This window comes from Haloarcula sp. CGMCC 1.6347, assembly GCF_037078395.1.
GTDB lineage: Archaea > Halobacteriota > Halobacteria > Halobacteriales > Haloarculaceae > Haloarcula > Haloarcula amylolytica.
The window spans coordinates 1-14667 of sequence record NZ_JAYMGX010000005.1; the positions used below are offsets into that span (position 1 = coordinate 1).

The 14667-nt window shown below is 62.8% G+C and carries 16 protein-coding genes and 1 pseudogene; 4 read left to right on the top strand and 13 right to left on the bottom strand.

From position 1 onward, the window contains the following. The 4 genes and pseudogenes from VI340_RS19135 to VI340_RS19150 form a co-directional block, all read left to right on the top strand. Nucleotides 1-364: pseudogene (locus VI340_RS19135) on the top strand (hypothetical protein); the annotation flags it as partial. 434 nt (nucleotides 365-798) lie between these two features. Next, nucleotides 799-1803: a site-specific integrase gene (locus VI340_RS19140; RefSeq protein WP_336358978.1), complete on the top strand. Its 1005-nt coding sequence runs from the start codon at nucleotides 799-801 to the stop codon at nucleotides 1801-1803. A gap of 107 nt (nucleotides 1804-1910) precedes the next feature. Further along, nucleotides 1911-2636 carry a DUF7344 domain-containing protein gene (locus VI340_RS19145; protein ID WP_336358979.1) on the top strand — a complete coding sequence of 242 codons (726 nt, stop codon included), beginning with the start codon at nucleotides 1911-1913 and terminating at the stop codon, nucleotides 2634-2636. Next, the gene (locus VI340_RS19150) at nucleotides 2626-3540 is read left to right on the top strand and encodes a tyrosine-type recombinase/integrase (protein ID WP_336358980.1); all 915 of its coding nucleotides are present in this window, start codon (nucleotides 2626-2628) and stop codon (nucleotides 3538-3540) included. Before VI340_RS19145 ends, VI340_RS19150 begins: the two co-directional genes overlap by 11 nt. Nucleotides 3541-3628: 88 nt before the next feature. Here VI340_RS19150 and VI340_RS19155 read toward each other — a convergent pair whose 3' ends face one another. The 13 genes from VI340_RS19155 to VI340_RS19215 form a co-directional block, all read right to left on the bottom strand. After that, complete coding sequence (locus tag VI340_RS19155) at nucleotides 3629-4111, bottom strand: hypothetical protein (RefSeq protein ID WP_336358981.1); 483 nt, start codon at nucleotides 4109-4111, stop codon at nucleotides 3629-3631. Nucleotides 4112-4464: 353 nt separating this feature from the next. Continuing rightward, nucleotides 4465-5457, bottom strand: a complete 993-nt coding sequence (locus tag VI340_RS19160; RefSeq protein ID WP_336358982.1) for a hypothetical protein — start codon at nucleotides 5455-5457, stop codon at nucleotides 4465-4467. Nucleotides 5458-5532: 75 nt separating this feature from the next. After that, a complete protein-coding gene (locus VI340_RS19165; protein ID WP_336358983.1) occupies nucleotides 5533-5742 on the bottom strand; it encodes a hypothetical protein in 210 nt (69 codons plus the stop codon). 51 nt (nucleotides 5743-5793) lie between these two features. Beyond that, nucleotides 5794-7890 (bottom strand): hypothetical protein, encoded by a 2097-nt coding sequence (locus VI340_RS19170; RefSeq protein ID WP_336358984.1) that lies wholly within the window; start codon nucleotides 7888-7890, stop codon nucleotides 5794-5796. Then, nucleotides 7887-9068: a hypothetical protein gene (locus VI340_RS19175; protein ID WP_336358985.1), complete on the bottom strand. Its 1182-nt coding sequence runs from the start codon at nucleotides 9066-9068 to the stop codon at nucleotides 7887-7889. Before VI340_RS19175 ends, VI340_RS19170 begins: the two co-directional genes overlap by 4 nt. A 4-nt stretch (nucleotides 9069-9072) precedes the next feature. Further along, entirely contained in the window at nucleotides 9073-9645 is a 573-nt protein-coding gene (locus VI340_RS19180) for a hypothetical protein (RefSeq protein WP_336358986.1), read from the bottom strand. A gap of 3 nt (nucleotides 9646-9648) precedes the next feature. Next, nucleotides 9649-10728, bottom strand: a complete 1080-nt coding sequence (locus VI340_RS19185; protein WP_336358987.1) for a hypothetical protein — start codon at nucleotides 10726-10728, stop codon at nucleotides 9649-9651. A 176-nt stretch (nucleotides 10729-10904) separates the two neighbouring features. Continuing rightward, nucleotides 10905-11402 carry a hypothetical protein gene (locus tag VI340_RS19190; RefSeq protein ID WP_336358988.1) on the bottom strand — a complete coding sequence of 166 codons (498 nt, stop codon included), beginning with the start codon at nucleotides 11400-11402 and terminating at the stop codon, nucleotides 10905-10907. Further along, nucleotides 11399-12328 (bottom strand): hypothetical protein, encoded by a 930-nt coding sequence (locus VI340_RS19195; protein ID WP_336358989.1) that lies wholly within the window; start codon nucleotides 12326-12328, stop codon nucleotides 11399-11401. The genes VI340_RS19190 and VI340_RS19195 overlap by 4 nt, the downstream gene beginning before the upstream one ends. An 80-nt stretch (nucleotides 12329-12408) precedes the next feature. Continuing rightward, entirely contained in the window at nucleotides 12409-12960 is a 552-nt protein-coding gene (locus VI340_RS19200; RefSeq protein WP_336358990.1) for a hypothetical protein, read from the bottom strand. Continuing rightward, the gene (locus tag VI340_RS19205; RefSeq protein ID WP_336358991.1) at nucleotides 12957-13496 is read right to left on the bottom strand and encodes a hypothetical protein; all 540 of its coding nucleotides are present in this window, start codon (nucleotides 13494-13496) and stop codon (nucleotides 12957-12959) included. The genes VI340_RS19200 and VI340_RS19205 overlap by 4 nt, the downstream gene beginning before the upstream one ends. Nucleotide 13497: 1 nt before the next feature. After that, nucleotides 13498-14355, bottom strand: a complete 858-nt coding sequence (locus tag VI340_RS19210) for a hypothetical protein (RefSeq protein WP_336358992.1) — start codon at nucleotides 14353-14355, stop codon at nucleotides 13498-13500. A gap of 3 nt (nucleotides 14356-14358) precedes the next feature. Continuing rightward, nucleotides 14359-14667 (bottom strand): hypothetical protein, encoded by a 309-nt coding sequence (locus VI340_RS19215; RefSeq protein WP_336358993.1) that lies wholly within the window; start codon nucleotides 14665-14667, stop codon nucleotides 14359-14361.

Here is a 14667-nt window from a genome sequence, read left to right on the forward strand (position 1 = left end):
ATGGATCCAGCAGGCCAGCCGCACGTCACTCAGCGAGCGGCAGGCTGAAGCGCTGTATCGGCGACAGAATGGCGAGAGTCGGAAAGAGGCCGCCGAGGCGATGGACATCTCGCCGTCGAATCTCGACAACGCAGAACGGGAGGCCCGAAGCAACATCGTCCGCGCCCACAACCTGCTTGCGCTGGCATCGGGCATCGATGCGGACCCGGAAGAATACGGCGCTGCTATCGGGACCTGCGCCGTCTGCGACACGCCGACTTCGTCCATGACGCCTCATCCAGACGACGACGGCCCGCTCGAAGAGCGCCGACTAGTCTGTTCCAGCTGCGGCGAGGACCTCCGGGGATCCGAAACCGACGAATAGCTGACTGGTTCTGCTGTTGATGGTCGTCCTCTTGATTTGTATAGCGCTATATGCTATATCGAACCCAGAACACCCCACGTTTCGAGTGTTCTCCCGGGATAGGCACACCACCGTTTCCGGAGAAAACCGCCAGACTGCGCCGGGAAACACTCGCAGGATGGTGCTAGATTCACAAATACTGATTGTTATTTGTGAGACTGAATACTGCCGCTGCTGGCCAGAGGTAACCTTCGATCCGAGAACGCGAGCAACGGGAACAACTCTCGGCAATCCTCCCGTCCAGAAACGGCACTATATTTGTTCTAGTATTCTGATATATGCCCTATCTGCTATTCTGCCGTTTATAAGTAATATGGCCCTTCTAGATACGAAGTTCGCGGACTTCTTCGCAATTTGTCCTCACCTTTATAAGCGAAGCTAAACTGAATACAAGTATGAAAAAGAGACAGCTTTCTGATGGGTATCGGCTGTACCTTGCACCAGCCGAGTACGAAACGCTGCTTGACTTAGTCCCTGAAGTCGGGACGTACTCTATCCCGGAGGAGGTCGAACTGTTCCTCCGGCTTGGCGCCGAGAGCGGGCTGCGTGGCGATGAGACTCACACAGTCTCTCCAAAAAATGTCGTGGAATCATCGGACCCGGACTCAGATGTCACCTTCGTTGAGGTTTGGGGCAAGGACACTTCCGGAAAATCAGAGAACGGGAAATACCGAAAATCAATCACAACGAAGGCAACCGCCGCTTGCATGGACGCAATCCAGCGAAAGCGCGATCTTGCTGATGACGAGCCGTTCATCAGTGTCGGCCGCTCTGCCCTCGATGACTGGGCCGAAGCACTGAGCGAGCTCGCTGTGAAGGCCACTGGGAAAGCCGACTTCGACTACTTCACAGTCCACGACTTGCGCGCCTACTTCGCGACGAACTGTCTTGTCCGCCACGGTATGTCGATGGAGACTGTGATGACGGTCGGTGGCTGGCAAGACTACGATACGATGAAACGCTACCTCTCGCTCACCTCTGACGAAACGATCATCGAAGACTTCCGCGCTGCTGGCCTGCTCGAAGGGACCGGCTGGTGTGAGTACGCCGACTCCATCCCCGATGACGATAGTGTGTACTCGAACCTCACCGCGGCGACGCCGATGGGTGCAGCTGCGCAACTGTCAGCGCTCGGGGCCGACCAGATGGCAACTCGCGTCGAACACCTCGCGCATCGCACTCAGCAGGATGGGTGGACACTTGGCCGATTCAGCCCAGCCGAGACCGAGGTCGCGCTTCGGGCCGGCAAGTACGGCTCCGTAGTCGGCCTCGCAGCCGCCGGCATCGCCGGATCCGTTCCCGCGATCGGGACCAGCACGATGCTGCCGGTCGCAACGCTGGCGCTTCTTGCTCCGCTTGCTCGGGGCTGGCATCGCAGCGAGTCCGCAAATACTCTGTAAAGAGGGGCTCCGCAGGGTAGTTTATAGCTCTCGATTGGAGTGAGAGGTTGATCTAGAGAAGGCAGCGACGCAGTGTCGCGTGTCTGTCTCAGGACCTCTCAGCTACTATGGATCGAAACGACACACCACCAGAGAGTGGTATCGCTGGCGGCCCGTGGACGCCGGGATCGGCTCCCGACAGCCACGACCTGACTGAACAGCATCTCCTGCAGTACCTCGAGTGGTACGACCAACCGATAAGCATCGACCGGCTAGCGACGCGGCTGCAGATCACACGCGACCGGTTGCGCGCGCTGCTCGAGCCGCTTGTAGAGCGCAATGCCGTCTCCATTGTGCCTGGCTTCGATTACGTCCTCGTCGAGGCGGCCACCAGCGAGACAGACGCGATCGCCGACGGCGGCGGACCGCCACAGGAACCAGAGAACACGCTCGCCGTTGGGATGACGCTCGGTGAGTTGCTGACTATCCTGAAGGCTCGCCGGCGACGCGACGCCATCCGCGTCCTCAGAACGGTCCGCACTGACGACGCACTCCGAGGGTACGTAACAGTGCCAGAGCTGGCCGACGCTGTCATAACGGGGCAGCTGGACCAAGACGGATTACAGGTAGACACGTCTGTCGACAGCGCAGCCTACAGCACCAACCGGAAAGCGCTGTACGTCAGCTTCCAGAGCCAGCACGTCCCCTGTCTTGCCGCCGCTGGGCTCGTCGAGGTCCGCTCCCACGGGCGGCCGGCGACTGTCCGGCCACAGCCTGAACTTGATGACGTCGCTACGGCGCTTGATTACCTCTGCACGATCGCACCGGAGACTCCGTCGGGCAATGACGACTGAGAGCAAGGAGCTCGCGCTGACCGACCGCGAGTTCGAGCTCTTCGTCCGCGGTGCCCAGTCGATCAAGTGCGACCTGCGGAGCCAGGAGACAGAGTTTATCGCGTTCGTCCTTGGACGTCTGGGACTCCGACCGGGAGAGCTCTGTCACATCCACGAAGACTGGATCAACTGGCGCCGCCGGATGATCGAGATTCCTCAGCACGACCCCTGCACCAAGGGCAAGGACGGCGGCCTCTGCGGGTCGTGCAAGCAGGCTGTCCGCCAGAAAGTAGAGTACGCCGAGCTGTCGCTGGAGGAAGCGCGGATGGAGGTCCTCCAGGACGCGATCGGGGAGAAGTTGCCGCGCCACGTCCGGTCGCAGATCCAGGGGCTCCATTTCGCGGCCGTCGAGGGCGACCTCGACCACGAGGACGTCGAACGTCAGCTGGAGTTGATCCTCGACGATGCCGAAGCCGTCGGCAACCACGAGGCGATCGTCGACGCGCTCGACAGCGCCGCGAGGGAGCACATGGAAGAGGCGACGATCACGACGGAGGAAGCGGCCGCGATGGAGTGGAGTCCCAAGAACCCGAACGCCTCTCGCGAGGTCCCGTTCGACTTCGACCCACGCGCCGAGATCGTGGTCGAGGAGTTCTTCGATCGCTTCGAAAAATGGCCTGAGTCGCAGACGACTATCAACCGCCGCGTCGACACCGTCCTGGAGCGCGTCGACGAGTTCGACGTCGACAAAACAACTCCACATGGACTCCGGGCAACGGCGGCCACGTTCGCTTCATCTCATGGACTTGGCACTTTAGCTCTCCAAGCCATGTTTGGATGGAGCGATATATCAACCGCCAGAAACTACGTCGCGACCAGTTCTGAAAACGCACAACGAGAGCTTCACCAGATCTTCTCGCAGTAGCGCTGCCGCTGGTCGCTGCTTCAATTTTTTAACCAACGCGAACCGGCAGTAGCCCTGGAGTGTAGGTTAAGACTGAGAAACAGCGGGGCTACTGCGGTCGGATGTCGTCGACGCTCGCCGCGGGATCGATATCGAGGAGATCCCGGGCCTTCGCGACGCCGGGCTGGGGCTGCCAGTCGACGCCGGCGTAGTGATCACGCGGACGCCGCCACGGGTTGAGCTCGTAGTGCGCACTGATCCCGACGCCGTCGACGTGGCCCCAGAGTCTGAAGTGGAACTGATACTCGTCGAGGAAGCCGTCGGGCCGCAGCGCGTAGCTGCCACACTCGTACGCACGGCCGTGGTTGCCCTCGTGGTACTTCATCGTCGCCGTGTTGACTGGATACACGTTGTCGATATCGAGCAACTGCTCGCGAACGTCGTCGGGATCCGCGCCCTGGACGACGCCGGCCCAGCCCCGAGTCTGCAGCGCCTTCGAGAACATGATATCTCGACCGAACAGGCGGCGCTCGTTGCGCTCCAGTGGTGGGAGAACGATGCGTCTGGTCGTGATGAGGTCTGGCCAAATCATGAGTCTACTACTGCGAAGGAATCATCACCCAGCACAGCCGAGTGCTGGATATGGAATTGCGGGTGCGGAAGCCGGACGGCTGGACGACCGTCGAGTTCCCCGAGGAGGTTGAGGCGATCGCCGCTGTCGGCGGGCAGGTCGACGGCCAACTGTGTCTGACACTGACCGGCGAACGTGAAGACGGTCCTCGCGTGGTCCGAACTGGGATTCTCGACGTCGACGAAGATGACGAGAGTCTGTTAGAGGGTGCAGTGCCTCGGACCGACGACGGGACTAGCGTCGTTTTGAAGCAGCTTCTGTCAGATTGTTTTCAGCAGAGAATCAGTGAACGACCGGTTCGGTCTCACTCAGGATTAAGAAACATCCCCGACTATGTTATTGGTCCCATTATCAGTGACCGAGGACCGGGTTAACCCATCCACTATACAACCAGAGGTATTGGATGTGAGCGTGACAGACACATTGTCGCAAAATCGAATTTGATTGCCGCTGGCTTGGGCTTCAATCGACCCGCCGCCAGAATTGGAGTGTGAGACGGATGATATGTTCTCTGCCAATGTGATTTGGCCGGTCCCTGACACTCTAAAGTGAGACAGGAACGTCCCGAACCCATTTAAGGTCCAGTTGGCATCAATCACTGACGCCCCGCCGTAGGTTGGCCCGATGAGCTTGGACGTCGAGCCGATGGACCGGTCTTTGGTGTATGTGGCACTCTCAAGATAGAGCCTACTATTTGAGCCTATTGCAGACAGGGCATTGTCAAGACGAGCATCTGGGTCGGAGCCAGCAAATGCTCCAGCGTTATATCGGTTGCTTGCTATCTGCTTTGTACTGACCGAATCGCTGTCGAACGCACCCACCCCTGTGATGTCCTGTCCGTTCGCGTCCAGCGCTGCGACCAGGCGCTGGATATCCGTGTCCCCGAGCTGGACATCCGGCCGTGGGTTTAGCGGCGTCGACGTCCCCGCATCGCCGTCGGCCGTCGCGATCTTCAACGACGGGTTCGCCGGCGGCGTGTCGTCATCGTCGACGTGGTACGCGATATCGTCGTCGACGGTCTCGTCGATGACGAGGTAGACGTGGTTCACTCCGTTCGGCGCGGGGAGGGAGATGTCCGTGATCTGATTGGGGAAGACGTCGTAGGCGTGGACGCCGTCCTGGACGATGCAGTGTCCCGAGTCGATATCGATGGTCCCAGCTGCTGCGTCGACGATGACAGCCAGCCCACGCTCGACGTAGTCAGTTGCGTTGCTCCTCGCTGCGGATCTCGTGAGGTTCGCCTCCGAGAGGTCGTCCCCAGATTGATAGAGGACGTCACCAGAGACTGTGGTCTCGTTGCTTGCCATGTGAAAAACTCACTCCGGAGTGTACTGCAGGATGCTCGCCGGGCCGTCGCCGCGGGTCATCGCCGACAAAAGCCGTTATTCGAACTGTTTCTCGCGCTGTTCCTGGCGGTCGGGCAGGTCGACTGACTCATCATCTTCGAACGCGGCCTCGACCGACCGCTCGCGCGCTTTGATCCGGGCGATTTCTCGCTTGTTCTGATTCAGTTGGCGGTTGAACACCAGAATCGTCACACAGCCCATCGCGAAGATGAGGGTCAGCATCGCCACAGTCAGTGGATCGGCCATATGGTAACTTTGTGGTGAGTAGTTGTAAGTAAAACCCCATGCTGACAGGTTTCACGTCCGTTCGGCGTTCTGCGAGACACGGTCGCGGATGTCCTCGATGATCTCCTCAAGGGGCTGGCGGGACCCGATCCGGGCCTTTGTCCCGAAGGCCGACGGCTGGGCGTCGTGAATTTCGACCTGGTCCGGCGTCGGCAGTGCGTCGAACGCACGCGACTCGACGAGCGACCAGTCTGTCCGGTTCGCCGACAGCGTCACCGTCCCCTCGGTCACGGGCGTGTCGAGCTCGCTGGCGAGTTGCCTCGCGACGAGCGTGCACTCTCGGTCGCTGGTCAGGCCGGTGATCGAGCGGACGATGGTGTGCGGGTCCGACATATCGGTCGTGGACTCGCCGACAGGCCGATACCCGTAGTCGATGGCGACCTCCTGGCCGTCGCCGATGTCGCCCGAGGACAGCGAAACCAGTTCACCAGCTTGGGCGTTGAGTCGGTAGTCCTGGCCGGCGGCGTACTCGGTCGATGTGCTGGGATCGTAGACGGTCTCACGACCGTGCACGAGTTCGTTCTCGTCCAGCGCGACAGCAGTATCGTGCTGGACGGTCAAGCGTTCGTCGCGACGCCGCAGGACTGAGCCCTTGATGACGACCTTGTCGACGGCCTGCTCGACGCGGCGCTCGTACTCCCAGCTGGAGACGTCATCCTCGGCGTCGGTCGTCCGCTGGCCGGCTTCGGTCCAGATGACGCGGTAGGAGTCGCCGTCGCGGACGGCCTGCCAGACGGTCCCTGGGGGCGCGACCCGGTTCAGGACCGCTGAGATATCGTCGTCGAACGTCTGGTTGATGATCAGCGGCGTGTCGTTGAGGTCCGCGTACAGCTCGTACAGGTCGACCGACTGAGCGTTGTAGCCCGACGACGGCGACTGCTGCCGACCGCTTCCGTACCGGCCTAGGCCAAAGCGAGCCCGAAGGGTCCCGGACGCATCGGCGAACGAGACGTCAATCGACTCCGTGTTCGTCTCGCTCCCGTCGGATGGGACGTACGTCCCGCCCTGGTCGTTCGAGACCTGGATCTGCTGGCCGTTACTCACGTCGTTGAACGCGGCCTCCAGCCGTGCGCCCTCGACGGCAAGCGCCGTGACGACGTCGACCGTCTCCTGCAGTAACTGCTGTGGGTGGGGCTGCGGGCCGATCAGGTAGCCATCGCTGTTGACGGAGCTGGGCCAGGAGTACGTAAAGCGGTCGTCGGTCAGCCCGAGCGTGTCCACCTCGAGGAGATTGCCGTTGTCCTCGGTGATGGTGAGCGTGACAGTCACCGAGTCGCCGGCCGACACCGCCGGTGCGTTGCTGGCGCCGGACTGCTGGAGGAAGGTGAACGAGTCGTTGCCGAAGCCGCCTGCAGAGATTGAGTAGACGGTGTTGCCGCCGATGCCGACCTCGAAGCCGGGCCCGGCCCCACTCGGCGCTCGGAGTCGGATCGACGCCGCGAGTGCCTCCGCTGGGACGTCGTACTGCGGCGTCCACGAGTACGAAAATTCGTGCGACGTGCTGCTCATCTGGACCATCTCGCCGGCGCTGGCGTCAGCGTCAGCCGTCGTGCCACCCCAGAACTCCTCTTCCTCAGCCTCGCGCAGCCACGACGTCTGCTGGACTGTCAGGAAGCCGTTCGACGTGGTCAGTGGCGTCGAACTCGATATTGACTGAAGGACGTCATCCCACCCACTCTGCGTGTCGGCCTCCTGAACCAACTCCTCGCTAGTCGTGTTCGCCGGCGCGTCGACATCAGCCGTATACGCCGTCTGTGCGATGACATCCTCGGCAACGAGATGAGCCTCTTTAGTATCAACCTCGAGGCGGACCCGCTCGTCCAGTTCCACGGCGCCGCGGCCCTCCAGGACCCAGCCCCGCTCGGTTGCACGCGGCGTGTCCACCTGGTCGACGGGCAAGCGGACGCCGTTGTACCAGGCTCGCATCGGCTGGCCATCAAAGTCTCCCCGGGCGTACCGGTCGCTCGACCGGACGGGCACTGACAGCCGCGGCAGGCCGTTGACCGTCGGCTGCGGCGTGGGTTCACCGACGATGTCCGGCCGCCAGACGTTGCCGTTGGGGTGGTCGACCTCGACGTACCAGCCGCGGCCGGGCACTGTCGTCGTCACTCTCGCACCTCCGATTTGGCGACGATGTCCAGCGTCGCTGCGGCGTCCTGGCCGGCGTCGCTAGCGACGGGATCAAGGCGGTCGACCAGGCCCTGTGGCGGGGATGATCCGTTGTCGGGGACCGTCCAGAGCAGGTCGTCGTGGCCGCGCTTGAGCGTCAGGTCCAGCCGATGCCTGTCGCCGCTGCTGGTGTCGACCCACTCGGTCTGGGCTTCGATGCGCTCGATGCCGATGCGGGCCAGGTCCACTCCCCGGAGCCGCCACGGACTGCTGCCCAGCTGGACGCGCTCGTACTGCGCGCCCGTCCATCGCGATGCTTCCAGTCGGTCCCGATCGGGATCGGACCGGAGTCGGAGCCGGTCGGTCTCCAGGATGGCTGCCCCGCGGAACTGGTGGCTAGTGACGTAGCACCGCTGCCACGTGACCGGGACGACGCGCTCCTCGCCGACCTGGGCGTCGCCGACCTGGGCGTCGCCGACAGTAGGGCCGCTGTAGCCCGTCCGGTCGACCTTCTCACGGCCGTAGTCGTCCCATACCCGGACGTCCGTCGGCCACTCAGCGTCGTAGGCGATGTCGTGCAGGAGGACCGGGTTGTCCATGCCGGGCTCGGTCGAGTCGTAGATCTCGATATCGTCGTGCTCGCCCGAGACCGTGCGCTGGACTGTCGCCGACGTTTTCGCACCCGTGACATGGTCCCACCATTCGACGTTGTCGGCCCGTATCGAGAGCCCGACCTCCGCCGTCGACGACGAGCCCCACGGGTTGTCGACGGACTGCGGGTTGCAGTACAGCGCCCGGTAGTGCGAGTCTGCCGTCCCAGCCTGCGAGAGTTGCCCATCGAAGCGCTGGAGTCTCTGTTCGCGGGCGGTGGCCTGGTCGATGGTGACATCCTCGAGGGCGACGTAGGCGTCTCGCTGGTTGTTGGTGTCGCCGAACCACGGCACGACCTCGATGCCCGTCGCCGAGAACAGTTCCTCGAATTCGCGGGCGATGATATCGGCGTACTGGCCAGCTACAACTCCGACCAGAGGGCGCGACCCCGGCTCGGCAGCGAGCGAGTCGACCGCCGGCGAGTCACTGTTGAGTGGTGAGTTGGTCGCAACCTGCAGCGACTGCGTCGAACTGGGCTGTTCGAGCGCTGCATCCGGGACTTTCAGTGCGTAGAGTGTCCTAGTCATGAGCTTATCCCGTCCGCTCCGTTGCACTCACTGGTTGACTCAGGTCTTGCGTCCGCACACACGTCAGACTGCCAGGGACGATAGTACTCTCGTCTCGGCGCACTTCCCCGCCCGGGTCCTCGATGTAGACGTTGGCGTGATCTGCTTTGAAGATGCCGCCCGGGGCGTAGCCGCCGTAGATGAGACGCGCCGGCGTCATCGAGTCCGGTTGCCCCTTTTCGAGATAGTTGAGGAGGACTTCTGTCTTCTGCTGTCGATCACCACCGGTTGCACTGGCAGCGTTCAAAACCGAGTCATCATCCGTGTATCCCCACTGGCCGTCGGGCCCGGTGTTAATCTCTAACTCGATGTCCCAGATGCGCTCGCCAGCTCCGTTATTTACGGTGATACCATCGAGTTGGACGTCGTCGACGACTTGGGAGATAGCAGATAGCACCTGACTGAAGCCGTTGTCGACGAGCGGTCCCGTCCGGATGGCTTCGTCGACGGACGCCTTGCGCATCTCGAACCGGCCGGTGCGCTGGGTTCCCTCGATCGTCGCATCAATCTCAAGAATCGGATATGGCTGGGCCGGCATGGGTTAGATGGTCCTTTCGAGGTTGTTGCGGACCTCATCGACGGTCTGATCGATGATGTCCTGCTTTTCCCGACGGTCGAGGCTGGCATCCTGCTGGACCGTGACAGAGGTCTCACTGTTGATGTTCGTCTCACGTTGGACCGTGCCCTGATTTTGCTGTCCCGCGCCGAACCCGGGCAGGTCGTTACTGGTGAAGTCGTTCGCCGTCTGCAGCAGCTTCGGGATGATATTCGTCGGAACGATGCCGCCTGGCGTGCCGGCCGATAGCCCGCCACCTCCGCCGAGTCCTATCGACTTAGCGGCGGCTGCACCTCCGGCAGCAGCTCCGCCGAGTCCGAGTGCTTTGAGCACATCAGAGGCAGAGATGCCTGTCACCGGATCGATGATATCGCCGATGCTTGGCGACGCCGGCGAGCTGATCACATCGCCCGCAGCGATGGCGGCCTTCGTCCCGACCACAGCTGCCGGGCTCAGCGTGGCTGCTTGAGCGACGACCGTCGAAGCAGAGACATCTGCCGGCGAGTTGACAACGTCCTCGGACAGGATTGATGCGGGGTCCGTGATGAGATCGGTCGCCGAGACAGTCGCCGGCTGCTCGACGACGTCCGACGACGTGACCGTTGCTGGATCCGGCGCTGGCTGTGGTGTGGGCGATGGCGACGGGGCGGGAGACGGCGATGGCGCTGCGCCAGGACTTTGCGGAGGTGATCCTCCGTCTTCTTGCCCGCTACCAGGCAGGCTGTCAAGCAGGCCGGTTAGCGCGCCGGAGAGGCCAGCAATCGCCCCGCCGACAGCGCCGAACCCGGCCCCGAGTAGCCCCAGTGTCCGACCGCTTCCCTTGGCCCGCGAGAATCGTTGTGACTCGGATGACTCCAGGAGCTCGCGCAGGAGGTCGTTACGTGTCTCGTTGAGGTCGATATTGCGGTCCAGGTGATCCACAGCCTGCTGGACAGCCCGGCCACCAGCACGACTAGAGCCGTTCGCCGCTGAGGACGCACTGACCTCGAACGCATCCTCGATTTCGGACTGTGCGCCTTCGATGCTGTCGATGACGAGCGTGCCTGTCGCGTCGAACCCGGTCATAAGTTAGTCTCCCGTCCACCCCAGCGTCCCGCGGACGTCGAGGATATCGTGGATCGCAAGCCAGTCCAGCACCGCAGTCCAGTCCATCTCATCAAACGTCGATGGGTCCCCGCCCCTATCGATGTAGACCGCACGAGCGTACCGATAGACAGTCTGCTGGTCCAGCTCATCGTCGGTCAGGTCTCCTCGGGCGAGTCGCTGGAGCCGATCACGTTTCCCTCGGGATCCATCAACTCATCTATCCGGGAACTGGCCCAGTCGCGGTAGTACGGGTGCAGTTGGCCGACGGCCGCAGCGGTCATGTCGTCGCCATCCTCGTCGACGTACGGTGCGTCGACCGTGCCATCGGCGATGAGCAGGAGGTCCGTCCCCTCGCCATCACGTTGGGCAGACTCCTTCTCGATGCCTGCGAACGCGCCGGCCCGGACACCGCTGAGAGTGACGCCGTCGACGTCTTCATCCCACATCGGGAAGTCGTCGCTTTCGTGAGCCCGGTCTCGGGCCCAAATCGCGCCCTTTCGCTGCGTCGCGAGCTGTGACCGCTGCCTCTGCAGGCCGGGCACGACCGGGTTGTCGTCGTCCAGGTCGTCCAGTTGCTCGGCGATCTCTTCGATCTGCTCTTCGAGCGCTTCGATAGAGTCATCGAAGCTGATGAACGTCTCGTTGAACGTCATGCGATGCTCACCGCCGGCTCGCCGTCCGCGTTCCACGTCAGCGATTCAGTGGTGTCGTCCTCAGAGATGACGTTGTTCCAGGCCTCGGTCGCCACCTTGAGCGTCGAGAAGTTGTACGTCGAGACTTGCGTCCCGTCGATGGTGACGTCGATGGTCCCGGGCACGGAGACGAGCCGGTCCTGTGGCGAGGTTGCGTCGGCAGCTCCGAGCGCGTACTCCAGCCGCGAGGGGCCGGTGAAGATACCCTCCGTCGTCACCTCTGTCTCCGGCCGCTCGATGACTGCGTCGATGGGTGCCGGGCTCTGGCTCCCGTACTGGAAGCGAGAGATGTTGCTGATGGAGATCTCGGCCGACTGGAGCTTCGTGATCGTCGTGCCATCGATGTCAACACGGATCGCATGCGACGCCGCGGATGTCCCGCCCGTGACCGCCGTCACGTTCGACGGCGTGATTGTCGTGTCGAGGTTTTCGGTCGCGTACAAGAACGAAATCGAGAACGTCGTCATCCCACCCTGCTCGTAGCTGACGGGTGTGAAGTCCACTGGGATGCAGCCAACCAGTTCGCGCTCAGCGACGCCGTCCAGGTAGTCGACGCCGGCGTAGATCTTCGCCGAGTTGGGGCGGCCGTTCGTGAACTGCGTGCCGCCGTCGTTGAACACGAGGTCCTCAACGTCGTTGAACGTGTCCGACGAGATGGCCGCCTCGACGCCGACTGCGCCCTCAAAGTTTTGCTTCACGCTCTCGACGCTCTCGACAGCGCCGGCTTCGTCGAGGCGCTGAAGCTGGTTATCCAGCGAGAGATCCGTTATTGTATCGTTGCGACCGAACTGCCAGTACTGCGGGTCGTCGTTGGCGTCAGTCTCTAGCGCGCCTTTGAACGACTGCTCTTTCCCGAACGCCAGGCTCCCAGAGCCCGCGCCCGTCATGCTGTACCTCCGCGTCGGACGGGTTCGGCCCCGTCACTATGGGTATCGTATGTCATTTTCGTTACTCAAAAAGAAGGGGGTTAGGAGAGGTCCTCGAAGCCGTCAAAGACGACGTCGACATCCCACCGAAAGTAGTGCTGCCAGTCGTCGGACTGCGGGGCCGGGTTCGTCAGCTGGAGATGAGTAAACGACACGTTCGACCGGCCGGCGCTGGGGTACTCGCGCCCGTCGTACAGCGCCATCCGGATGCGATGCTTGAGCTCGTCGAACGGAACGCCGTCCTCGCCGGCAGGATCGACGTGACCGAACTGGCTCTCATGCAGGCCTTCGACGCGCAGGCCGACAACGTGCTCGATATCGAGGTCGTACTCCGTGCCGATGGGTTCCTCGGCCCCGGCTGCCTGCGTCGCGCCGATGAAACAGCCCGTGCGCAACTCTCCGGTGCGCTCGGTGATCGGCGTCGTCATGTCGACCGACTGCGAGCCCTCGTACGTCTGGGCGTCATCGCGGTCGACGCGCTTGATGACCACGTCGGAGGTCGTGCCGTCCTGGTTGGTGATGGAGTAGTCCGTCGCGACGCTGTCGACGACGCTGGCCAGCTGGTCCAGGACCCAGTCAACGTCAGTGCTCACTGTCCGACCTCCCGGCGGAGCCAGTTGAGCGAGTCACGCACGGCACGGGCCTCCGGCAGGCCCGAGACCTCGACCTCGGGGAGGAACGCCGGCCCGTCGCCGAACATGTCCTCGAGGTAGGGATACTCGCCGGCGTCGAACTCGAAGACCAGCAGCGGGTCGCCCTCGACGGTGTGGTCCGACGTTCCGAACTCCATGAACCGAAACGCCTCGTGGGCCCACGACCACTCGACGTGGATGGACGTCCGATCCCGCTGGTAGTCGACGCCGGCGAAGCTCTCGATGAGCGACTCAACTTTGTAGTCGCCGACTCGGCCGGCGTACCGCTCCAGCCGCCCGTGGACGCGCTGGACGCTCTGGAACACGAGGTTATCGCGAGCGCCGACCATCGTCTGTTCGACGTTGTCGAGCAAGGCCTTCCGGGCCGCGTCGGATGGCGCACTCGGGACGGAGATATCGAGCGTCGCCCCGACGGGGTCAGTCTCGAACTCCAGGTCGAACTCGATGCTGATCGAGACCGCAGTCTCGGAGGCCACGTCACTCGTAGACCTCCATCAACTCCTCGGCTTTGGCTTCCAGCTCTTCGGCCTTCGTCTCGACGCCGTAGATAGTCGCGTTCTGCGGGATCTCGACGGCAGCCTCCTCGACGAGGTCGGCCGCCGCCCAGTTCGCGACGGCACGGCGCACGTTGCGCGGGATGCCTTCGTGGCCGTAGTCAAAGTCGAGGTAGACGGCGTTGGAGAACGACGGGATGTCGTCGTCCATCGCGTGGACGTCCAGGTAGAGCTCCGAGACGCCGCCGTTGTTGACGCGGGCCCAGTAGTCTTCGCCGCGGTGCTGGTTCCCCACGCCGCCGGAGTAGTCATTGCTGGTTGCCCAGTCGTCATAGCCGCCCTGCTCGTTGACGACTGACAGCGTGTTGATCGCCTTAACATCCTTCCGGGCGAGCGTGATCCGCGTGTACGCCGGGACGGTGTCGTCGACGGGCGGCTCCAGTGACTCGGGCCGGCCGAAGGTGATGCGAATCTCTTCCTTCGGGTCCTGGTAGTGCTTCCGCCGGCGCTCGTAGCGCGGGCCAGCCTCGAGGAGCGCATCGCTGTTTTTGCGCGTCCGGTGGCGCTCGTTCTCACTGGCGCCATGGACCATCCCGGCCTGCGTGGCGATGTCCTCTTCGTCATCCCGAGTGTTCGCCGACATCGGGATGTCGACATCGGATGCCTCAGTGATGCCGTCGGGTTCGTACCAGTGCCGGCTGTACGTCTTCTCCAGCCATTCGGTCCGTGACAGGATGGCGTCGACGGCGATCTGTGGATCCTGGTCTACGTCACCGGGAAGGTTGGCTTTGCGCAGCGCTCGCCGAAGATCCTCGGTCGTGCAGTACCCTACGTCGGCCATGTGTTACCTCGGGTTGTTCCGCGCTTCGGCGCTGATCGTGGTCCCGTTCGCGCTGGTCAACTCAACGCTGTCGGCCTGCGGCACGTCGACGACGTAGCTGCCTGCCGCCGACAGCGTCCGTTCGTCGATCTCGTACGTGCCGACCGAGCCAGTGATCGCGACGGTGATCGTGTCATCGGCGCTGCCGTCAAGCGACTCCAGCGACACACAGACCGCCGGAGTGTGGTACTTTGAGACGTTGGCTGTCTTCGTCTCGCCGGCCCCGAACGCTGTCGAGTCAGCGATGGTAGCGCTGTCGTACCACTTCGGCAT